The 21,841-nt window shown below is 56.3% G+C and carries 21 protein-coding genes; 9 read left to right on the top strand and 12 right to left on the bottom strand.

Annotation, left to right across the window (positions count from 1 at the left end):
• Window positions 1–69: 69 nt before the first annotated feature.
• From B3C38_RS12415 to B3C38_RS12385, 7 genes are all read right to left on the bottom strand, one after another.
• Entirely contained in the window at window positions 70–726 is a 657-nt protein-coding gene (locus B3C38_RS12415; RefSeq protein ID WP_022332298.1) for a hypothetical protein, read from the bottom strand.
• Window positions 723–1,721, bottom strand: coding sequence for an XAC2610-related protein (locus tag B3C38_RS12410; protein WP_022332299.1), 999 nt, complete (start codon window positions 1,719–1,721; stop codon window positions 723–725). Before B3C38_RS12410 ends, B3C38_RS12415 begins: the two co-directional genes overlap by 4 nt.
• A 7-nt stretch (window positions 1,722–1,728) precedes the next feature.
• A complete protein-coding gene (locus B3C38_RS12405) occupies window positions 1,729–2,607 on the bottom strand; it encodes a hypothetical protein (RefSeq protein WP_286727281.1) in 879 nt (292 codons plus the stop codon).
• A gap of 82 nt (window positions 2,608–2,689) precedes the next feature.
• Window positions 2,690–3,103, bottom strand: coding sequence for a hypothetical protein (locus B3C38_RS12400; RefSeq protein WP_276791293.1), 414 nt, complete (start codon window positions 3,101–3,103; stop codon window positions 2,690–2,692).
• Window positions 3,104–3,123: 20 nt separating this feature from the next.
• Window positions 3,124–3,297: a hypothetical protein gene (locus B3C38_RS12395; RefSeq protein ID WP_022332302.1), complete on the bottom strand. Its 174-nt coding sequence runs from the start codon at window positions 3,295–3,297 to the stop codon at window positions 3,124–3,126.
• Window positions 3,298–3,308: 11 nt separating this feature from the next.
• The gene (locus B3C38_RS12390) at window positions 3,309–3,677 is read right to left on the bottom strand and encodes a hypothetical protein (RefSeq protein WP_022332303.1); all 369 of its coding nucleotides are present in this window, start codon (window positions 3,675–3,677) and stop codon (window positions 3,309–3,311) included.
• Complete coding sequence (locus tag B3C38_RS12385; protein WP_117506581.1) at window positions 3,674–3,886, bottom strand: 4Fe-4S binding protein; 213 nt, start codon at window positions 3,884–3,886, stop codon at window positions 3,674–3,676. The genes B3C38_RS12390 and B3C38_RS12385 overlap by 4 nt, the downstream gene beginning before the upstream one ends.
• A 308-nt stretch (window positions 3,887–4,194) precedes the next feature.
• On the opposite strand from B3C38_RS12385, the gene B3C38_RS12380 reads away from it, so the two are divergent.
• On the top strand, window positions 4,195–5,538 hold the full coding sequence (locus tag B3C38_RS12380) for a toxin-antitoxin system YwqK family antitoxin (RefSeq protein WP_256166443.1): 1,344 nt from the start codon (window positions 4,195–4,197) through the stop codon (window positions 5,536–5,538).
• A 649-nt stretch (window positions 5,539–6,187) separates the two neighbouring features.
• Here the strand turns inward: B3C38_RS12380 and B3C38_RS12375 are convergent.
• Both B3C38_RS12375 and B3C38_RS12370 read right to left on the bottom strand, forming a co-directional pair.
• Window positions 6,188–8,251, bottom strand: coding sequence for a cation:proton antiporter (locus B3C38_RS12375; protein ID WP_286727279.1), 2,064 nt, complete (start codon window positions 8,249–8,251; stop codon window positions 6,188–6,190).
• A gap of 339 nt (window positions 8,252–8,590) precedes the next feature.
• Complete coding sequence (locus tag B3C38_RS12370; RefSeq protein WP_055203192.1) at window positions 8,591–9,325, bottom strand: hypothetical protein; 735 nt, start codon at window positions 9,323–9,325, stop codon at window positions 8,591–8,593.
• A gap of 514 nt (window positions 9,326–9,839) precedes the next feature.
• Here B3C38_RS12370 and B3C38_RS12365 point away from each other — a divergent pair.
• The 5 genes from B3C38_RS12365 to B3C38_RS12345 are packed head-to-tail and all read left to right on the top strand — an operon-like array spanning window position 9,840 to window position 15,078.
• Window positions 9,840–11,009: an MFS transporter gene (locus B3C38_RS12365; protein WP_229107374.1), complete on the top strand. Its 1,170-nt coding sequence runs from the start codon at window positions 9,840–9,842 to the stop codon at window positions 11,007–11,009.
• A gap of 11 nt (window positions 11,010–11,020) precedes the next feature.
• Window positions 11,021–11,617, top strand: a complete 597-nt coding sequence (locus B3C38_RS12360) for a porin family protein (protein WP_022333442.1) — start codon at window positions 11,021–11,023, stop codon at window positions 11,615–11,617.
• A 3-nt stretch (window positions 11,618–11,620) separates the two neighbouring features.
• On the top strand, window positions 11,621–12,613 hold the full coding sequence (locus tag B3C38_RS12355) for a PhoH family protein (protein ID WP_022333443.1): 993 nt from the start codon (window positions 11,621–11,623) through the stop codon (window positions 12,611–12,613).
• A gap of 2 nt (window positions 12,614–12,615) precedes the next feature.
• The gene (locus B3C38_RS12350) at window positions 12,616–14,079 is read left to right on the top strand and encodes an aminoacyl-histidine dipeptidase (RefSeq protein ID WP_153919504.1); all 1,464 of its coding nucleotides are present in this window, start codon (window positions 12,616–12,618) and stop codon (window positions 14,077–14,079) included.
• Between the two features lie 6 nt (window positions 14,080–14,085).
• Window positions 14,086–15,078, top strand: a complete 993-nt coding sequence (locus B3C38_RS12345) for a diacylglycerol/lipid kinase family protein (protein ID WP_018695337.1) — start codon at window positions 14,086–14,088, stop codon at window positions 15,076–15,078.
• A 92-nt stretch (window positions 15,079–15,170) separates the two neighbouring features.
• On the opposite strand, the gene B3C38_RS12340 is transcribed toward B3C38_RS12345, so the two are convergent.
• Window positions 15,171–15,746: a hypothetical protein gene (locus B3C38_RS12340; protein ID WP_022333446.1), complete on the bottom strand. Its 576-nt coding sequence runs from the start codon at window positions 15,744–15,746 to the stop codon at window positions 15,171–15,173.
• A gap of 86 nt (window positions 15,747–15,832) precedes the next feature.
• Here B3C38_RS12340 and B3C38_RS12335 point away from each other — a divergent pair, with 86 nt between their 5' ends.
• Window positions 15,833–16,216, top strand: a complete 384-nt coding sequence (locus tag B3C38_RS12335) for an MmcQ/YjbR family DNA-binding protein (protein WP_022333447.1) — start codon at window positions 15,833–15,835, stop codon at window positions 16,214–16,216.
• Between the two features lie 60 nt (window positions 16,217–16,276).
• Complete coding sequence (locus B3C38_RS12330; RefSeq protein ID WP_286727277.1) at window positions 16,277–16,909, top strand: 3-keto-disaccharide hydrolase; 633 nt, start codon at window positions 16,277–16,279, stop codon at window positions 16,907–16,909.
• A gap of 88 nt (window positions 16,910–16,997) precedes the next feature.
• Here the strand turns inward: B3C38_RS12330 and pnuC are convergent, their stop codons facing one another.
• Together pnuC and B3C38_RS12320 are read right to left on the bottom strand one after the other, a co-directional pair.
• Window positions 16,998–17,567: a nicotinamide riboside transporter PnuC gene (pnuC, locus tag B3C38_RS12325; protein WP_237957688.1), complete on the bottom strand. Its 570-nt coding sequence runs from the start codon at window positions 17,565–17,567 to the stop codon at window positions 16,998–17,000.
• A gap of 6 nt (window positions 17,568–17,573) precedes the next feature.
• Window positions 17,574–19,802 carry a TonB-dependent receptor gene (locus B3C38_RS12320; protein WP_286727276.1) on the bottom strand — a complete coding sequence of 743 codons (2,229 nt, stop codon included), beginning with the start codon at window positions 19,800–19,802 and terminating at the stop codon, window positions 17,574–17,576.
• A 276-nt stretch (window positions 19,803–20,078) separates the two neighbouring features.
• Here B3C38_RS12320 and B3C38_RS12315 point away from each other — a divergent pair, with 276 nt between their 5' ends.
• Window positions 20,079–21,779 (top strand): SulP family inorganic anion transporter, encoded by a 1,701-nt coding sequence (locus tag B3C38_RS12315; RefSeq protein WP_237957690.1) that lies wholly within the window; start codon window positions 20,079–20,081, stop codon window positions 21,777–21,779.
• Window positions 21,780–21,841: the final 62 nt, after the last annotated feature.

The following is a 21,841-nucleotide window of genomic DNA, read 5'->3' as shown; positions in this document are numbered from 1 at the left end:
AGTCCGGCGGGCTATGCGATCAATCCGGCCCGCGACCTGCCGCCGCGGCATGCGGGGCAGCCGCCTGCGTCATGGCCGGATGGATTCTTCCGGTTCATTTTCAAAAGAGAATTTCATCGAATATCCGATCCAGTAGCTTGTGCCAGAGGGGCTTTCCTTTTTTTTCAGATAATGTATCGTCTGATCGTCGAACCAGTAAACGCCCTCTATCATGGTCGGGCAGACTCCTCTAAGATGTGAAACCCATTTATCACCCTGCTTTACCTCCAAATAAATCTCCGTTCCTGCTTCGACGTCAAATGTTCCAAAGCGATAGCAACCCGACGGAGAATAGACAAAAGTAGAGGGATTGACGAAGATCTCTTCCAAAGTTTCCAAATCATACGCAAAGGCATAGCCATGCCCGCCCGTGGTCATCACATAGTTCAGTTCAGGACAATATTCGTAAGCCACAACATCGTCCGTAACAAAATCGTCAGGTGTCCGATACTGACCGAATTTACCCGAATTCATAAGCCGCTCGCTTTTCATCAGCACTTCGGTGAATTTGTCCTCGGCCTGCTTCCCGTAGTAAACTTTATACGGAGATTTTTTGACCTTTCCGTAATCGTAAACCCCTATATCCAGCGCCTTCTTCGTTATGCGCAGGCACTTTGTTCTCTGCGCGTGCAGCGCAGAGAAAAGCAAAGACAGCAACACACTCAATAAGACCGCAGTTCTTTTCATTCCGTTGTTTTTTTCAACATGAATTCCCGTTCCTCTTTCCCGCGCAGATAATATACCTCGATAACGTCTGGATACCGGAGCGTCACCACATACTCCCCGTCGGCAACGCCCTGACGCATTTCGTTATAGAACAGGCGGCGTGTATCGGGATCGCCGCCGCTGCCTGGCTCTACGGTTTGAGAATGATTCAGATACAGGGGTATCCGCTCCTTCTGATCTTTATACTGAACAAAACCGCCTGCCATATCTTCATCGTAAATCGCAAGCCTCAGCCGGCAAGTATCTTTCGATCCGACGGATTCCAATTCCACATCGATATAGCTGTCGGGATAGCAATCCTCTTCTTCGAAGACCGGATATCCATCTTCGTCCTCCAAATACGTGCCCTTTTCTTCTACCTCTACCCAGGTCAGGCAGTGCTGTTCGATAAGCACCGCCCGGTTATCCACCAGTTTGTAGATTTGCTCCATCTTTCTACTTCCGGCGCAGCAATAGTTCGTCGAAGTGATCGTTTTGGAAACGTCGTTAAATTCCAGGTTGGTTCCGCCGATATTACTCAGGAAAAAAGTGCCGGTTCCGGGATCGAACAGAAAATAAACACTCGATGTATTCCCACTCGCATATACCCCTTCCAACATGGAAAAATCGTCGTAGCCGTCGAAATTGTAGTCATCGACACAAAGCATGTCACCCACACCCCCTTCTTCGTCTGGTGCCAGGTCGATTTCCTGCAGGAGCCGGCGCGTGGTTTTATCGAGCACCTGAACACATATCCATCGATTGTAGTAATCGACTGTATCCTTGGATGTTACCAGTTGCAGTATACGGGAATCGATTTGTGCTTCATCAATAATTTTGTTTTGCCACCCGCCGCTATCGAACTCTTCGGGAGTACGAAACTCCGTGAAGCGCGGCATCGCGGAATTCTCCTGCGCCTGCAGTCCGGGCAGGAACAGGGAAATCAACAGGCTCAATAGAAGTGCTGTTTTTTTCATAGGATCGTTATTTTACGATAATCTCCATTTCACCGTAGAGACGGCCTCCTTCCGTGTAGGAATCGGGGCATGTATACAATACCGTATTATTGTCCGTCCACGACCAGTCCGTACCGTAGTACCAGCACAGAATCACATGTTGTACACGTTCGAAATTTAAACCGTCGCCGTCGTCCGTCCACGACCGGAGCAAATTCTCGGTATAAAACAAATCGCCGATATGCTCGTACCGTCTCTTTTCCTTGTTCCATTTCTCTAAAAAATAGCTGTAGCCGTCTCTCGCTATACAGTCGGGACCATCGGCATTGATCCGCAACTGTTTGTCGGGCGAAACAGACCACTCCTCTGGGCTTATATTTCCGTTCCACTCTTCCGAATTGGTGTTGAAGTCGACCTTACTGTAACCGCCGGCAGAATCGAAACACAATATCCTGAGCTCCGGATAGTAGGCGTAAAAGACGAATTCCAAATCCAAGTACTCCTTGTACTCTTTGGTTCCGTCGTCGAAAGTGATTTCAAACTCCTTGACAATACGGCCCCCATAATCTTTGGGGATAACCTTCAGTCTCCGGCCGAGGATTTTCTGCACTTTGGCAAGATCCTCGATTTTCCGGTAAGGTTTATGCCGCAAGTGTTCCGCCGCCTGTTTCCGGGTTTCATATTCCTCTTTGGAGATCGATCTTATCCGGATGCTGAGGCTGTCGTTGATCCGTATTTCCAGCGGTTCGGATATTGTTTGATCGTAATCGGCATACGCCGCGCCGCGCAACACGGCGGGCGTGACGAGGCACAACAGTGCCGCGACGGATAAAATGGAGCGTAAGAACATGTTTGCATGTTTAGTGTTTATATGCCCAATATATGGATTTTTTCGGACAAACAGCAAACATTTTCCAACTTTTTGAACACAAATCAGAGCTGCAGGAAACGAAAATGGGAGGGCAGGCGGCGGCAAAAGCCTTTTTTTATCATATGCCCAGCCCGAGGCCCCAAATCCATTTGTCGACGGCGTCTTTCGAATTGCGCACCGCACCGCCGCGGACAGGAAGCCCGCCGGCAACGACGGACGCCGGGGAGAGAGGCGCCCCGAAGCGGTCTATGTAGTTCTGTGTCGCCGCCTCGGCCATCACGGCCTTGAGGGGCTCGGCGACCTGGAGTTTCACGGCGGCCGTCTCCATCTCGTACTGTTCCGTTGAGATCATCTCCTTGACGCGGGCCATCATGCGGGGCTGGAGCAGCAGGCTGCGAGCCTGTGCCGAATCCCGCATCGATGCCGTGCCGCCGAAGATCTTACGGTAGCATTTGAGGATCTGCCCTGCGAACTCCATTCCTCCGTGGACATAGAGGTCGCAGAAAGCCTCCTCCTGTGCGGTCAGTTCCATATTCTGTTGTGTATCTTCGTTCATGGTGTCTCTTTGGGAAGAATAGGCGTTTGTACGGCCGGTTGTTGAGCAAGCGATACTTTCTGCGCCAACAGTTGCTCCATCAGCTCCGCGCCGTCGTAGTTCATTGCACCGTAGGTCATGCGCTCGTCCGTGCGGAAGGTCACATTCTTTGCCTGTTCATTACTATACATCGGTTCAGATTTTAAAATGGGTGCGTGTTTTCTCCGCCTGCCGTGTGTCGGCGGCACCGTTCGCATAATTCCCGCATCCGGCGGCGGATGAACTCCCGCTTTTCGCTGTGCGACATGCCCCTCATAGCCTCGTGCAGGCGGCGGTGCTCCCGGCGCGACATGTGCGGACGGCCGAAACCTCCGCGGCCGAAGTATCCGAAATGCCCGAAGAGCAGCCGCAGCAGTACCAGCAGGCCCAGCGATTGCCCGTGGTTGATGGCTTTCCAGCCCACGATCTCGGGAATCAGCGCATTCCACAGCCACATGGTCACGGCGACGCCCAGGGCGAGCGGAACCACGCCTCTCTGGGCGTATCCTGCAATTTTTAGTTTTTCTTTCATGCTATTGGTTTAAGTAAAATCGCATTGTTCGGGCATCGCCGTTCGCACCGTCCGCATTCCGTGCAGCGCGAAGCGTCTGCGACGTTGACGAAGCGGCATGTGCCGTTGTCGACCAGCTTGAGGATCCCGCTGTCGCAGACTTCGGTGCAGTAACCGCATCCGGAGCAGTCGAAGGTGTAAAGTACGGTCTTTCGTTTTTGTGCTGTCATTGCCGCTGCGTTCTACTTATGCAGACGATCCGGCAGCCCGGATATTTTAAATCCTGCGTAAAGTTTGCGAATTTTCCGGAGTGTTCGGGGAAAGTGCATAGAAAGCAGCGGCCCGCAAGGAGTGCTGCATACGTTTTCCGGGAATGTGTATGCCTCCGATCCGGTTTGCGGAAAAAGCGTAAAATAATGACGAATAATAACTAATTGATCCGAATGGATAACAACCGGAGGTAATTTTTAATTTATCTTTATATGCCGGGACAGTGTCCCCGGAAAACCCGTAAAAAAAATCTTTACCCCGACCTAAAATGAAAATGAAACTCCTCTTCTTCTTTGTGACCGCGGCAGTCTATCCGTTGTTGGTAGGAGCCGTTGCGCTGATTGTCCGGCTTATAAATTTCAGTGCCGGAACCGACCCGGCCGGTGCGGGCATGGCCAGGGGTTTTACGTTTATCTACTCAAGCATCTTCGTATGCATCGTCTGGTTCATTCTCTCTATCGTCCTGGCACAGGTATACTTCCGTGCGTGGTGGATCGGCCTTCTTGCGCCGGTAACGGTAGCCATAATCTTGCAGGCGATCTTTTTCGGCCAGAACTACATCCGGGATCATGTGCCCCATTCCTACACGGAATACGATGCGGACGGTAATGTTTGCGAAACCGGGAAAAAACTCAGGTTCCGAAGGCACGGTAAGATTACTGAATACCGTTCCGACGGCACGGTCTGGTCTGTCGAAACTTACCGGCATGGGGAACCGGACGGCCCTTGCGAGTTCTTCTACCCTGATGGCAAGATGATGGCCAAAGGCCGTGAAAAAGGCCACGACCGGAAACTGACGGGGATTCCCGACGGTACGTGGAGCTACTACCGCCAAGACGGCAGGCTGGACGACAGGCGGATCTACGAAAAGGGCGAACTGCTCAGCTCCGAAAAATACCTCTACTATTGCGACTCCGCCGGGCTTATCTGCACGATCGCGGATCGCAGGCCCTTTACGGGCAGACTCGAAAAGACCGGAATTGTAAGAAAGGCCTTTTTCCCGAATCTCTTTACGACACAGGTCAAAGAAGGGGTATGCGACGGCGGGTATTGCGAATATTACACCATAGACGGCAGACTGACCGTTGCCAAGACTGCGACTTACATCGACGGAAAGCTCGACGGCGCCGTGAAAACATATCACCCCAACGGACAGCTGAGAAGCGAGGGTTTCTATGCCGGAGGAGAGACCCAAGGCCGATATACGACCTACCATGCCGATTCGACGGCGTTCCGGCCGCATGGAAATATCGAATATTGCTGCGACTATCTCGACGACGAACGCTATGGTACGGCCCGTTGGTACGATGAGGACGGGAGACTCAGAATGGAGGAGGAGTATGTCGAAGGCAAACTCGAAGGCGCTGTAAAACGCTATGACAGCCACGGAAAACTCCTTTCGGTGTATACCTATCGTGATGACAGAAAAGAAGGACCCTATGAAACGCATGACAGCGACGGATGGTATTACAAGGGGCGCTACAAGAACGACAAGCTGGTTTACCGTGAAACGTATCGTTCCGACGGCTCGCTGAGTTCCACCTCCGAATGGACAGACGACGGCGGATTTATCCAAAATAATTACGATAAAAACGGGGAACTCATCAAATGATATTTATTGCCCTCCCTGGTTAAGGTGCATAAAAAAGCAGCAGTCCCATCGAGGCGCAGGGAAGATTTTTCGCCAAACCGCAAGACGCGACCTTGTACGTGAAGACCTCGTAAACATCTTTGCACCTGCAACGTAACGACGCCACAATACGATGGGAAGACAGCAAAACCGGAGGTAAACGAATTGTTAGGCAGATTCAAGACGGTAAGAATAGTGCCTGCGCTATTCGCAATATAAAGGGCGGAGCCCCCCCCCGAAAAAGAAAAACTCTCCGCTTCGCAAGAAGCGGAGAGCCTTTATACGGTTATGCCATTGTTGGAGAAAAGACTGGAGAACGGATTATAATGTACGGATATCTTTTGCCATATCCGATTTTGATTTATATTTGCATAGAGTTGTTTGACGAGATACAAGCGCAGCGGTTCAGCGCAGTTGCATTGTTGCTAAATCGTTACCAACTACTTTCTTTCTCTCTACTCAACGCTGTCATTCAGGCAGATATGCAAAAGTTTCTTATCCGCTGCAAAGATAATACAACGAGGACGCAAAACCAAACCTGTCCGGGGTTTTCCGGGGGCGTCCGTCGCCCGTAAAGGTAGTATAAAATCCGGAAACGGGAAACTCCCCGCACCGGTGGCCCGGGCGTACGTTACAGATAGCGGTTGTCCGTATCGCCCGCCTGTACGGGATAGATCAGCACGAAACTGTGCCCGGCGAAGAACTGCTCCATATACCCCGGCACCTTGCTCATGGCGGGGTGGTAGGAGAGCCGGTCGCGGCGGCTCATCACCACCCACAGGCAATCGTCGCGTTTGGTTTCATAGGTCAGCGCCGTCAGGTCGTCCCAGCAGTCGGAAACCACGTATTCGGCTTTCGACGAGCGTTTTCCGCGCGAAGGCCGCAGGTATTGCATCGTGCTGGCCGGGGCGTAGAAGACGATCCTGGCACTCGAATTCTCGGCCAGGTTGCGTAATTTCTGCATCCAGAGCTGGAACCCGGCCTCTTTCTCGGCTTTCTCGGGTACGATGACCAGGTGCCGCTTGACGGTGGTGAGCGGTTGTTCGGGATGGTAGAAGAACGTGGTGACGTTGCTGTAGCCCAGCAGGTCTGCGGCCATCCTGCCGATGCCCGACCCGCCCGGCGTACGGTCGTGGTGCATACCCATCACGATGTCGGAGATATTGCGCTCCTTGACCACGCTGACGATGGCGTTGGCGATGTTCACGTCGTAGCGGAGCAGTTGCTGCATGTAATTGTCGGCCGATGCCGCCGCCTGCGCCGCCATGTCGAGCAGTTTGCGCCCCTGTTTTTCGAGGTTGGGGTCTTCGACCTTGTTGTCGATGGCGTTCAGCGCATACAGCCCGTTCCGCTCCTTGGCCTTTTTGAGCGTCATGCTCAGGCAGACCAGTTCGTAGGCGGTCTGCTCGTTGGCGAGCGGGATCAGGATATGGTCTTCCTCCTGCGGCTCCTTGTCGTCGTCCTGCGCATTGCGCATTGCGATGTTGTGTGCGCCCCGTTGCGTGGCGAAGGTCGAGACGGTGCAGGTGGCGAGGATCATCAGGATCGTGCCGTTCAGGACGCTTTCGCTCAGCAGGCGGATCGGTTCGCCGTTCGCCGTATGCCCGAGTATGACGTTGTAGCCGACCATGACGGCCGCGAGCGTCGCCGCCACATGGGCGCTGCTCAGCCCGAAGATCACCGTACGCTGGTCGTTCGAGAGCCGGAAGGTCTTTTGTGTGAAATAGGCCGCGAGGAATTTCGCGAGCGTAATCAGGGCGATCATCACCATCGCCACTTCGATGCTTTCCCAGTCGCGGAAGAACGCCCGGTAGTCGATGAGCATGCCCACGCCGATCAGGAAGAAGGGGATGAAGATGGCGTTTCCCACGAATTCGATCCGGTTCATCAGGGGCGAGGTGCGGGGGATCTGGCGGTTGAGGGCCAACCCCGAGAGGAATGCACCGATGATCGGCTCCAGCCCGGCCATGTGCGCGAGATAGGCTCCCAGGAATACCATCGCCAGCACGAAGATATACTGCGATACGCTGTCGCTGCAATGTTTGAAAAACCAGTGCGCCAGCAGCGGGAACAGGAACAGGATGATGCCGATCGAAAGCAGTACCGAGGCGCTGAGCCTCCACCAGAATGTTTCGTCGACATTGCCCGTGGCCATCCCGACGATGACCGTGAGCAGCAGCAGGGCGAGCGTGTCGGTGATGACCGTGCCGCCGACTGCGATCGTGACGGCCTTGTCGCGCGAGATGCCGAGTTTGCTGACGATGGGGTAGGCGATAAGGGTTTGCGAGGCGAAGAGCCCGGCCAGCAGGATCGAGGAGTAAATCGGGAAGCCCAGGATGTAATACCCGGCCAGGATGCCGAGTCCGAGCGGCACGCAGAAGGTGTAGAGCCCGAAGATGAGGCTGCGCCAGCTGTTTTTCTTGAAATCGGACATGTCCATGTCCAGCCCCGACAGGAACATGATGTACAGGAGGCCGGCCGTTCCCGAGAGGATGATGCTGCTATCGCGCAGAACCAGGTTCAGGCCGTGGGGGCCGATCACCGCACCTGCGATGATGAGCCCCAGCAAATAGGGGATTTTGAGTTTGTTCAGTAACAACGGTGCCGCCAGAATGATGACCAGGATCAGCAGGAATTTCAGGATCGGGTCTTCGAGCGGCAACGTTATGGAGTCTATATGTGCGAATAGGAACATACGGTCGGATTGATGTATTTATACAAAAATATGAAAATCCGCGGTAAAATCCAAACGACGGTGCGTTTTGCCCTGCCGCCGATTAGTCTGCCTATGCTGCGGCCGGTTTTTTTGTGTCCAGGACAACTCACTGTCGATGGGATTGCGACACTGGTAACGAACTGTGGGATAACCGATTTTTGCTCGGAGTCAGCAGAAGGATGAGGGGCATTAGTTCAAAGAGTCTTTTTTAACGACTGATTTGTCGTAGATTTTACTGTCGTGTTCCAAGAGCCTTTAAAAAATAAAGATCGGCGAAAGCAAAAGTCTTTCGCCGATCTTTATTTTTATCAATATCGACTATGGCCAAAAAATTGATTTTGCCAAAGCTATGGCACCTACGACTCCAGCGGGAATTGGGCCACATACGATTCCTATGCCATAGAGACTTGCATCGATTAAATTACTTTGTTGTTTATGATTCATCTGTTTTGCAATGTCGCTCCAAATCATACGGTCACCGGGCGACATTCTGGTTGTTGCCTGGGGTTGATAATATTCAATTAAAATCTCAATCCATGAATTTCGTATTTTTGCAAGAGTTTCAAGTTGAAGTTTTAACTCTTTCTGTTCATTTTGGTGTAGCGTTAAAAAATATGGGCTAACGTAAAACTCCTCTATTTTTTCAGTTAGTAAATTTACATTCGCATCAAACATTATAGATTTGATCTGCATGATAAAGTCTTCAGGAATGACTATTGCCGATGAGTTATCATTACGCGTTTCGGAAGAATAGCTTTTCCGATTTATAAGGGCGAGTTCTTTGGGTGATAATTGGCTAAAATATACATCTGAAAAATTCTTAAAGTGTTCATTTAAATCAATATCAGATTCGGATACTGAAATTTTTTTACATTCCTTAAAAATTGTTCCGACCAAATTTTTGTATAAAGAAGCATATTCACTAGATAGGACATCAACATCTTCTTCATAAATTTGTTGTAAACTTGACGTCGTTTCTACTTCAGAAGAACAGGAGGAAAATGCGGCTACTAAAATAATAGACAAACCGGTGTAAAACAGCAACTGTTTCATTTTTTTCCATTTTTTAAAAGTGAGTAAATGATTAGCAGGACAAATGAGATGATGTAAAGTGATTTGAAGTAAATTTTATTTTCTTCGGTGTCGAATTTAGGCACAGATGTCAAAACGAAATATGAGATAAATAGGGCAATAGAGATGTATAATACCACTTTGTGCGTATATTTATTGAGCCTCATGCGATAAATAATGTTGGTTTATAAAAATAATGTATGGTATAAATATAGTAAATATTTTTCTTTCGGGCAAGAGAAAAAATATTTTTTTTGTTCATTGCGGGATCGTCGTGTCTGATGGCCTTCAAATTGATAATTAGCCATCTGCATGCTTCGGCGAGGCTCGGGAATATTTGCGCCGGCAATCGCTGCCCCCTCCCGCGATGCCGTGTGTCTTGCACATTTTTTGTCCGGCGGAATGTGGCTGTCTGATCGCAATGATGCCGAATTGTGAAATAATGGGGGCCAAGAGCAGGAAATTTGTCAAAAAAAACGTAACTTTGAAAAATCGTATGGATAAAAAATCGTCGCCGATGCGTGTCGACAAAGTAGATAAACGTGTTCTCGGGCCCGTGCTTATGGGCTTCTTTATCATGGGGTTCTGCGATATCGTGGCTCCGATCTCGGGGCGTATCGCCACCGAATTTCCCGCATCGCAGCAGGCGGCCGTGAGTTTCCTGCCTACGATGGTGTTCCTTTGGTTCCTCGTCCTGTCGACCCCCTTGGCGGCACTGATGAACCGCATCGGCCGCAAGGCCATGTCGATGATCGGCTATGCCTTCACGATCGCCGGCTTGCTGGTGCCCTTCCTCGCAGGCGAGGGCTGCGCACTGGGCTGGTACTTCGCCGGCTTCGGGCTGCTCGGCATCGGCAATACGGCGCTCCAGGTGGCGGTCAACCCCCTGCTGGCGACCATCGTGCCGGGCGAGCGGATGACGAGCTACCTGACCGTGGGACAGATTTTCCGCAACACCTCGCTGCTGTTGCTGGCGCCCATCGTCACGGCGCTCGTGGCGCTCACGGGTTCGTGGCGTCTGCTGCTGCCGATCTATGCCGGGCTCACCGTGCTGGGCGGCATCTGGCTGCAATTTACCACCGTGGCCGAACCCGAACGCAGCGGGCATGCGGCGGGGATGTCCGATTGTTTCCGGCTGCTGAGGAACAGGGCCGTCCTGTTGTGTACGCTGGGTGTGGCGTGTTTCATCGCCGGGGACGTCGGGATCGGGTTCCTCTCGGTACGGCTGATCGACAACCCCGATTCGATCCTCACCACTACGGGTTTCTATGCCTGCCGCATCGTCGGTACGCTGGTCGGGGCCTGGGTGCTGGTGCGCCTTTCGGACGTGAAATACCTGAGCTGGAATATGGCCGGGGCGCTGGTGCTCTGCGTGGTGCTGCTTTTCGTACGCAACGAGGCTGCGATTTATGCGGCCGTCGGGCTGATGGGCTTCGCCATGGCCTGCGTTTTCGCCACCTTCTATGCCGTGGCGACCAAAGCCGTACCCGAACAGGCCAACGGGGTCGCGGGGCTGATGATTATGGCGATTGCCGCCGGGGCCGTCTCGGGGCCCGTATGCGGGGCAATCATCCGCTGGACGGGGAACCCCCACCTGGGGATGCTGTTCGTCGCCCTCTGCGTGGGTTATATGCTCTGGGCAAGTATCAAGTTGAAAATCAAATAAACAGTTGTTCAATGATTCGTAAAATTGTAATAACCCTGCTGTTGGGGGCCTGCGTATGGCCGGCTTTAGCGCAGCGCCCCCGCACGCGGGTCGAGTGGGGGGTGATCGGCGGTATCAACGTCCCCGATTATACGACCAACATGTCGAAGACCGATGTCAAGAATAAACTGGGCTGGCAGGCCGGTATCGTCACGGCGGTAAATCTGGGCGCCTTCGCCATCGAGCCGCAGATCCTGTATGTGCGCCAGGGGCTCCGCATCAAACCCGAAGGGGCGAAGGAGATCAACCTCAAGTCGAATTCGATCGACGTCCCGGTGCTCGTGTCGCTGCGCCTGCTCAGGCCGTTCCGGTTCTATGCGGGCCCGGTGTTCACCGTGATGAACGACTGCAAACAGAAGTCGGGCGGCGACCTGCTGGATTTCGGCCGCGTACGTCCCACGATGTCCTATACGGTGGGTGCGGGCGTCAAATTGCTGGGTCACATGCTCATCGACCTCCGCTACAACGGCCAGTTCAAAGGCAAGGAGGACGTGGTGCTGCCCGACGGCAGCCGCCTCGACAAGCTCCGTTCGTATAACGTCGCCCTGAGCGTCGGTTACCTGTTTTAGCCTATGACCGAAGCTGTCGGAAAAGAGATCGCCATCGAGGGTGTCGACCCCCGGGAGCTCTACGGCCCCCGGAATGTCTACCTCGACCAGATCAAGGCGCTCCATCCCCAACTCAGGATCGTAGCGCGCGGTTCGTCGCTCAAAGTGCTGGGCTCGGAGGCCGAAACCCAACGGTTCGGCCGGCATATGGAGGGGTTGGTGGCCTATTACCTCAAATACGGGCATATCTCGTCCGAAGTCATCGGCCAGGCTTTCGCCGGTGATATCGCCGGACAGGAAGCCCCGGCTGACAAGGACGTCATCGTTTACGGCAACAACGGCAATATCATCCGTGCCCGCACGGTCAACCAGCAGAAGCTGGTGTCGCTCTACGGGCGCAACGACCTGCTGTTCGCCGTGGGCCCCGCCGGGTCGGGCAAGACCTATACGGCCATCGCGCTGGCCGTGCGCGCGTTGAAGGAGAAGGAGGTGCGGCGTATCATCCTCACGCGCCCGGCGGTCGAGGCGGGCGAGAAGCTCGGGTTCCTGCCGGGCGACTTGAAGGAGAAGCTCGACCCCTACCTGCAACCCCTCTACGATGCGCTGAACGACATGATCCCGCCGGCCAAGCTGGCGAAATACCTCGAAGAGGGGACGGTACAGATCGCGCCGCTGGCCTACATGCGCGGCCGTACGCTCGACAATGCGTTCGTCATCCTCGACGAGGCGCAGAATACGACCCTGTCGCAGATCAAGATGTTCCTCACGCGCATGGGGCGCAACGCCAGGTTCATCGTCACGGGCGACGTGACGCAGATCGACCTGCCGAAGAAAAGCGACAGCGGGCTGACCCGCTCAATGGAGATCCTGCGCGGTGTCGGGGGGATCGGCATCGTGGAGTTCGACAAACGCGACATCGTGCGCCACCAACTGGTCAAATACATCGTCGACGCATTCGACAAATATGCCGGGGATACCCGGAGAGAACCCGAACAATCAAACCTAAAAACCGAATAGTTATGGACAAGAACCTGTCTGCGCTCAAGCCCGCGCTCGTCTGGAAACATTTTGCTCAGATCGTCCGCATCCCGCGCCCCTCGTCGCACGAGGAGAAGATCCGCAAGTACGTCATGGATTTCGCCAAGTCCCGGGGACTGGAATGCAAGGAGGACGCTGCGCACAACGTCTATGTCCGCAAGCCGGCCTCGAAAGGGATGGAAGACCGCAAGGGCGTCATCCTGCAGGCGCACCTCGACATGGTGCCCCAGAAGAACAACGATAAGAAGTTCGACTTCACAAAAGACCCCATCGACGCCTACGTCGACGGCGAGTGGGTCACGGCCGACGGCACGACGCTCGGGGCCGACAACGGCATCGGCGCCGCGGCGATCCTTGCCGTGCTGGAGGACGATACACTGGTGCACGGCCCCCTCGAGGCCTTGTTTACCGCAACCGAGGAGACCGGCATGGACGGTGCCTTCGGGCTGAAAAAGGGCCTGCTCCGCGGCGATATCCTGCTGAACCTCGATTCGGAGACCGAAGGCGAGCTGTATGTGGGCTGTGCCGGCGGGCTCGATGCCAACGTCACCTTCAAATATACGGCGGAGAAGACGCCCGCACGGAATTATACCGCTGCGAAGATCACGGTCAAGGGGCTCAAGGGCGGCCATTCGGGCATCCAGATCGGATGCCAGCGTGCCAATGCCAACAAGGTGCTGTTCCGCTTCCTGAACGCCGCTTCGGCGTCGTGCGACGTGTTGCTGTGCTCGGTGGACGGCGGCGGCCTGCGTAACGCCATCCCCCGCGAGGCCGAGGCTGTGGTGATGGTCAAAACGAAAGAGTACGAGGCATTCGCCAAGGAGCTGAAGGCGTACGAGAAGGTTGTCAGGGCCGAGTACGCGGGCATCGAGGATGCCGTGTCGGTCAAGATCAGGGAGTGCGAAGCCCCTGCGGAGATGGTTGCCCGCGAGGTGGCTGAGAAACTTACGAAGGCTGTGGTCGGCTGCCCCGACGGCGTGCAGAAGATGTCGATGGCCATGCCGGGGCTGGTGCAGACTTCGAGCAACCTCGCACGCGTGGTGTCCGACGGAAAGACGGTCAAATTGCAATGCCTGCTGCGCAGTTCGGTCAACACCGAAAAGGCCGCGCTGGGCGAGGCCATTGCCGCCGTGTTCTCACTGGCCGGCGCCAAGGTGCAGCTTTCGGGCAGCTACGACGGATGGAACCCCGACATGGATTCGCCGATCCTGAAGGCCATGACCGCTTCGTACAAAGCCCTTTACGGCAAGCAGCCCGCCGTGACGGCGATTCACGCCGGGCTGGAGTGCGGCATCATCGGCAGCAAATACCCCAAGATGGACATGATCTCGTTCGGCCCCACGATCTGCTACCCGCACTCGCCCGACGAGAAGGTGGAGATCGCATCGGTCGGCAAGTTCTACGAGTTCATGGTCGACACGCTGCGCAACATCCCCAAAAAGTAGCGTGTTTTGGAAGCCGGAAAGGTCAAATGGTTCGTCATCGTCAATCCCGTGGCCGGAGGCGGCCGCGGGCTTGACCATTTCCCGCAGATATCGCGCTACCTGCGCGATGCGCAGATACTCTGCGAACCGGTCTTCACCGAACATAAGTTCCACGCCACGGAACTTACCGTGACGGCCGTCAATGAGGGGTATCGGCATATCATCGTCGTCGGGGGCGACGGCACCCTGCACGAGGTGGTCAACGGCCTGTTCATCCAGCAGAAGGTCTGCCCCGACGAGGTGCTGCTTGCGGTGGTCGCCGTCGGTACGGGCAACGACTGGGTGCGCACGTTCGGTATTTCGAACCGCTACCAGGACGCCGTGAAGGCGATCAGCGAAGGGTATTCGTTCCTGCAGGATGTGGGCGTGGTCTCCTACGAGGAGTCGCACTACCGCCAGAGCCGTTACATGGCCAATGTCGCGGGTGCGGGCTTCGACGCCCATGTGGTGCGCAAGTTCTCGCACCTCAAGAAGAAGGGGCGCAAGAACCGCTGGATCTACACATGGTGTCTGGTCAGGCAATTCTTTCGTTATAAATCCACCGGAATGAAGGTGTGGGTCGATGACCGGCTGGTCTACAACAACCTGCTGCTAAGCATCGCCATCGGTATTTGCAAGTACAACGGCGGCGGTATGCAGCAGCTTCCCGAGGCTGTGGCCGACGATGGCATGCTCGACGTGTCGCTCATCCGGCCGGTGCATTTCTGGCACCTGCTGTTCCGGTTCCACTACCTGTTCAACGGCGGTATCTACCGTATCCGGCATATCCTCCAGGAGCGCGGTAGCCGTATCCGCATCGAGTCGTCGCCCGAAATATCGGTCGAGGTGGACGGGGAGCTGCTGGGCGAAACGCCGCTCGAATTCTCGATCCTCCACAAGGCGATCCGGATCGTGGTGTCCAAGGAATTTTACGACAAACGCCCCGAGACGTCGTGTTCGTGCACGGTGCCGGAGGTGTAGCGCTTGTTACGCCGCCGGAGTGGCGGGGTAAAGATAACCGGGCGGGATTTTTTCAAAAAATCCCGCCCGGCTGCGTTTGGTCGTGCGATGCGTCAGTTGACGCTCTCGATCACGTCGACTTCGGTAATCACCCATTCGAAAAGGTCGTTGGCGCACTGCCCCTGCAACTGGCGCAGCTGCGACATGTCGGTCGTATCGGCCAGGATGGCGTTGAAGAATTGCGACATCGTGTCGTAGGTGTCGTTCACCTTCCCGGCGAAGCAGTTGTAAAAAGCCTTCTGCTGGTCGTGGTCGAGGCCCGCGGGGAGCACGCCCTGCGCTACGAGGTAGTTGTAGGGGAAGATATGCCGCATGTTGCGTGCGTCGGCGTTCAGTTCGTCCACGATGGTCGTGACGACCACCATGTCAACCGTGTCGGTTACGCCCGGCATCTCCACGAAGGTTGCGTAGACGGGATAGGTGCCTTCCAGCTCCCCGGCCACCTGGTCGGTGAAGAGTACGAACTCGGCGTCGGTCAGGTCGTCGAGGTAAACCATCTGGCGGTAGCTGCGCAGCGCTTCGCGCATGGCCTTGCGTTGTTCGTGGTTCCACTCCCGCTTTTGCGAGCAGCCTACGAAGCCTGCCGCGAACATCGAGAGCAGGGATACACAGAGGAGAATTTTTTTCATCGTTTCCTTGATTTTGGTTTTACTTATGGCAGGAACGCAATCCGTGTGCCAAAAATTTCATATCTTTACCCGAAAATCAGTTTGCTATGGATGTCCTGGCTTTTCGCGACTACTGCCTGTCGCTGCCCCTGACCGAGGAATGTACGCCCTTCGACGAAACTACGCTGGTCTACAAGGTCGGCGGGAAGATGTATGCCTATGCCGATATGGAGAATTTCGGGCGGGTCGCCGTGAAGTGCGACCCCGACGAGGCGGTTTCCCTGCGCGAGGAGTATCCCGACGTCACGCCTGCGTGGCATTCGAGCAAAAAGCACTGGAACGACATCCGCACGACGGGCGACCTGCCCGATGCCTTTATCCGGGCGCAGATCCGCAATTCCTACCTGCTCGTGCTGCGGCAGAACGTTACGCCCAAGTCCCTGCGCGAAGAGATACTGGCCTATGTCGGGGAACACGGCCTGCCCGAATAGCCGCTGTGCGGGAATCCTGCTCCGGCCCTGAGATTGTCCGATCAAATAACTCGATAAACTATGAATATCCGATTTCTTTTCGCAGCGCTGGTTTGTGCGCTGGCTTTGGGTTCATGCGGCGGAAATGCCCGAACCGAACTTTTCAATGGCAAAGACCTTGCGGGTTGGGTATGCGTCGTCGACAGCCTGGGCGACGTGCCTGCCGGGGAGGTATTCACCGTCCGGGACGGCAATATCCGTATCGCGGGGCAGCCATTCGGCTACATGCGTACTGTGCGGCAGTACGGCGATTACAGGCTCCACGCCGAGTGGCGCTGGATCGGCGAAGCAACGAACAGCGGCATTTTCCAGCGCGTGCAGGAGGGCGATAAGGTCTGGCCTCAAGGGATCGAATGCCAGCTCATGGCAGGGCGTGCGGGCGACCTGGTGCTGCTCGGGGGTGCAAGGGCCGCCGGGATCGAACCCGTCGGCAAATTCCCTATAAAGGCGCGTATCGGCGATGCCGGTTGCGAGAAGCCTGCAGGCGAGTGGAACGAGGCCGAGATCGTTTGCCAGGGCGACCGGATGGCCGTCTATATCAACGGCGTGTTGCAGAACGAATGTTCGGGTACGAACCGTACGGGCTACATTGCGCTCCAGAGCGAAGGCGGCACCCTGGAGTTCCGTAATGTCTACCTCACCGATGTGAAATAGGGCATCCGGCACAGCGGCCCGGATACTCGGAAAGCGAAGGCCGTCCCCGCAGCAGGGGACGGCCTTCCGTCGTTTTGAGGCCGGATTGCTATGCGCGCATTTTTGCTTTCCAGCGAAGGTAGCCCGCGACTGCCAGCGCCGAGTAGAGGGCGTACAGGCCTGCCGTCAGCGGGATGCCCTTGTAGAGGTACAACCCCACCGTTACCAGGTCTACGGCCAGCCATACGAGCCATTGCTCGACGTACTTGCGCGAGAGCATCCACATCGCCACGATGCTTCCGGCCGTGGTCATCGCGTCCCAGAACGGCACGGTGCTGTTGGTGAATGCTACGAGCAGGAAGTAGATGCCCGTATGCGCTGCGGCGTAGACGGCGACCAGCCCCGCAGCCTGGCGCAGGGGCGTATGCCCGATCCGGTCGGCCGCTGCTTTCCTGCGCGGTGCGTTATGCCATACGATCCACCCGTAAAGGCCGGCCAGTACGTAGTAGGCCTGCATCGAGCAGTCGGCATAAAGCCCCGCTTTGTAGTAGAGGGCGCCGTGCACCAGCGGCATGATGAGCCCGACGATCCACAGGCGGATGTCGGCCCGGTATTCCAGCCACAGGTAGAGCAGCCCCAGCACGACCCCGGCGATTTGCAGTACGAGTTTCCAGTCCATCTGTTCTCAGAATTTCACCGTCACGTTGGCCAGCACGTTCAGCGGGGCCTGCGGGAAGTAGAGGGCGACGTCCGTACGCTTGCCGTCGTCCATGTAGGAATAGCCGTACCCGTTGCCGCAGTACTCCGAATCGAAGAGGTTGTAGACCATGAGCCCGAAGCGGACGCTGCGGGCGGCTTTCGTGCGGAGCGTATAGCCCAGGTTGAGGTTGGTCGTGCAATAGCTGTCAAGCGACAGGGCGTCGATTTCGTTGTTCGTGAAATACTGCTTGCCAATATACTGCGTGTGGAATACGGCCTCGAAGCCCTTGTAGTGGAAGTCGAAGAGCACCCCGGCGATTACGTCGGGCGAGTAGGAGATGGTCATGTCGCCCAGGTTCTGCCCGAAGGTAGGGCTGTCCTTGAGGGCGTCGACGTAATCCTCGATCCTGTTCTGGCTGAACGTTGCGTGCCCGCTGAGCGTGAACCAGCCCGTGGCTTTCCATTGCGCCGAAAGTTCGATGCCCCGGCGGTAGCTGTCCTCCACGTTCGTGTTCAGGGCATCGTCGCCGTCGTTGACCATGCCCGTGGCGACCAGCTGATCCTTGTATTTCATGTAGTAGAGGTTTACGCCTGCGCTGAATTTCGGTGTGTCGTACCGGTAGCCAAGTTCATAGTCGTAGAGTTTCTCGGACGAAGGATAGGAGTTGTCGCCGGAGAACATATAACGGTCGGTGAAGTCGCTGCGCGTAGGCTCCTTCTGTGCGACGGCGAACGATGCGTAGAAGTTGTGGCGGTCGGCGAGCGTGTAATGGATGCCCGCGCGCGGGTTGAAGAAATGGTATTTCTTATCTACGTCGATAGGCTGCATCGCGGAGGTGTCCCAGTTGTAGTTGTCGTTGACGCCCCATGCCTGGTAATGCACATAGCGGTATTGCATGTCGGCGAACAGGCGCAACCCCCGGGCGACTGTCCAGTTGGCGCGCACGAAGACGTTGGCGTCTTGTTTGTCGACATCGTTGTCGTACCAGCGCCCCCGGATGTCGCTTTTCTTCAGGCCGTCCACCCAGTCCAGCGTGCCCCAGTGGGGACAGGAGTAATAGCTCCACGAACCGCCGAACGTGAGGTCGAGGTTGCGTACCGAATAGGCTGCCGAGGCGTTGATGCCTCCCAGGTGGTTGCGCATGATCTTTTCGCGGATCAGGTCGGCCTGTTCGATGTCGCTCTGCAGGTTGGTGTAGCCCGCAAGCCATGCGTCGTCCTTGTACTGCTTGTAATAACCGTACCCGTACGTGTAGAACGCCGTGGCGTTCATCACCCAGCGGTCATCGATGCGGTGATTGAGTATCAGTTGGTTGTTGATTTGCAGGTAGTTGTCCGTCTGGTCGTCGTAGTAGTCGACGTGCGTGCCATCGGCCAGTACGAAGGGGCCGTCCGAGGTGACGTACTGCCCGCTGTCGTGGTACCGGCGTCCGTAGCGCTTCATGTCCTCCTTCGTGACGCCGTTATAGGTGAGGTAGGTCTTGGCCTTGCCGCCAAACGATACCAGTTTCAGCATCGTATTGCCGTTGTAATAGGCACCCTGGAACATGTAGGATTTAAGATCCGTGGCTCCGCGGTCGATGTAGCCGTCCGAACCGATATGGGTCAGGCGTGCATCCACGGCCCAGTGGCCGCCCATGAGGCCCGACGAAACCTGCACGGCCTGTTTGTTGGTGTTGTACGATCCGTAGGAGAGCGATGCCGAGCCGTTGAAATCGGTCGGGAGTGCCTCGGTGGTCATGTTCACCGCGCCGCCGAAGGCACCCGTGCCGTTGGTCGAGATGCCTGCGCCGCGCTGCACCTGCACCGTCCCTACCGACGAGATCAGGTCGGGCGTGTCGTACCAGTACATCGAGTGCGAGTCGGGGTTGTTCATCGAAACGCCGTTGATCGTCACGTTCAGGCGCGTGGCGTCCGTGCCGCGCAGCCGTACCGAGGTGGCGCCGATGCCGATGCCGGTTTCGTTGGTGGCGACCATCGAGGGGGTCAGCGCCAGTACCGACGGGATGTCGGATCCGAAGCTGTTGCGGGCGATCTCGTCGCGCGCGATGTCCGTGTAGGCCACGGGCGTGGCCGCGTCGGCGCGTGTGGCGGTGACTTCGATCTCCTGCAACCGGTACATGCGCAGCGAGTCTTCCTGCCCGGCCTCCACGGCCTGGGCATGTGCGGCGGTGCCTATGACGGCGGCCGCAATGGGTAGTAAAAACCTTTTCATGTTTAAACTTTTTAAAGTTAAAGAACTGAAAAGGGGTATGTAATGTTGATTATGCATCCCGGTCTCGGCATTACCCGTGTCCGGTTCAATGGGTATAATCTCAGCCCGCGCACTGCGAGCACCCCTTAGAAATTCGACGGCAAAGGTAGTGATTGTCCGGGGCAATACCAAATTTATTTGTCCCGGCCCGTGCAGGCCCGAATAATTAAATGCCGAAAAGGGGGATATAAGCCGAAAATTGCCTACTTTTGCACTTTCAAATTTTTTTAACGGTCTATGAAACATATCGCATCGTTCCGTCCCCGGTTCTTCGAAGTGTTCCGGGGCTATTCGCGTCAGACGTTTTCGGCCGACCTGATGGCCGGCCTGGTCGTTGGCATCGTGGCCCTGCCGCTGGCTATCGCCTTCGGTATCGCTTCGGGCGTGTCGCCCGAAAAGGGAATCATCACGGCCGTGGTCGCGGGGTTCGTCGTCTCGCTGCTGGGCGGAAGCCGGGTACAGATCGGCGGCCCTACGGGTGCCTTCATCGTCATCGTCTACGGCGTCGTCCAGCAATACGGCGAAACGGGGCTGCTGGTTGCGACGTTCATGGCCGGCGTGCTGCTGGTCGCGATGGGGCTGTTCAAACTCGGCGCCGTCATCCGGTTCATTCCCTATCCCGTCGTGGTGGGGTTCACAGCCGGCATCGCCCTGACGATTTTCACGACGCAGATCGCAGACCTGTTCGGGATGAATTTCGGCGGGGAACCCGTGCCGGGGGATTTCATCGGCAAGTGGATGCTCTATTTCCGCCATTTCGGTTCGGTCAACTGGGCGAACCTGGCCGTGGGGTTGGGCAGCATCCTGCTGATTGTCCTTACACCCAGGTTCTCGCGCCGTATCCCGGGGTCGCTGGTGGCCATCGTCGTGCTGACGGCCGGGGTTTGGGCGCTTCGGACGTATGCGGGCATGGAGGGCGTCGATACCATCGGCGACCGCTTTACGATCCGTGCCGAATTGCCTGCCGCGGCCATGCCCGCGATGGATTGGGAGGTGATGCGCAGCCTGTTCCCCGTGGCTTTGACCATTGCGCTGCTGGGGGCTATCGAATCCCTGCTTTCGGCGACGGTCGCCGACGGTGTGACCGGCGACCGCCACGATTCGAATACCGAGCTTATGGCGCAGGGTGCCGCCAACCTGCTCACTCCGCTGTTCGGCGGCATTCCGGCCACGGGTGCCATCGCCCGGACGATGACCAATATCAACAACGGCGGCCGGACGCCCGTGGCGGGCATTATCCATGCCGGAGTGCTGCTGCTGATCCTGTTGCTGATGATGCCGCTGGCGCAGTATATCCCGATGGCCTGCCTTGCGGGCGTACTGGTGGTCGTTTCCTATAACATGAGCGGCTGGCGGACTTTCCGGGCTTTGCTGCGCACGCCCCTTTCCGACAGGGCCGTTCTGCTGGTTACCTTTTTCCTGACGGTGGTCTTCGACCTGACGGTGGCCATCGAGGTGGGGCTGCTCATCGCCTGCGTGCTGTTCCTGCGGCGTGTGATGGAGACGACCGAAATATCGGTGATACGCAATGAAATCGACCCCTCGGCGGGTTCCGACGCCCGGCTGCACGAAGAGCCGCTGGCCATACCCTCCGGGATCGAGGTGTATGAGATCGACGGCCCCTATTTCTTCGGCATCGCTACTCGCTTCGAGGAGTTGATGATGCAGATGGGCGACCGTCCCCGGGTGCGGATCATTCGTATGCGCCGCGTGCCGTTTATCGACTCCACGGGGCTCCATAATCTGGAAACCCTGTGCCGGATGTCGCAGCGGGCGGGGAGTACCCTCGTGCTGTCGGGCGTGAACCCGGGCGTGCGCGCTACGCTGGAGAATGCCGGGATCTGCAACCTGCTCGGCGAGGAGAACATTTGCCCCGACATCCATGCGGCGCTCGAGCGCGCCCGGGTGTTGGCCGCCCAGTCCGGGACGGGGAAGTAGGGCGGAAAAAGGTAGGACGGAAAAGGAGTAAGAAACCCTGCAGGCCGCATATACGGAGCGGA

The sequence above is a fragment of the Alistipes sp. UBA1686 genome (assembly GCF_002320215.1).
Taxonomy (GTDB): domain Bacteria; phylum Bacteroidota; class Bacteroidia; order Bacteroidales; family Rikenellaceae; genus Alistipes; species Alistipes onderdonkii.
The sequence above is the reverse complement of the archived record's forward strand: the minus strand, read 5'-3'. Positions and strand labels throughout refer to the sequence as shown.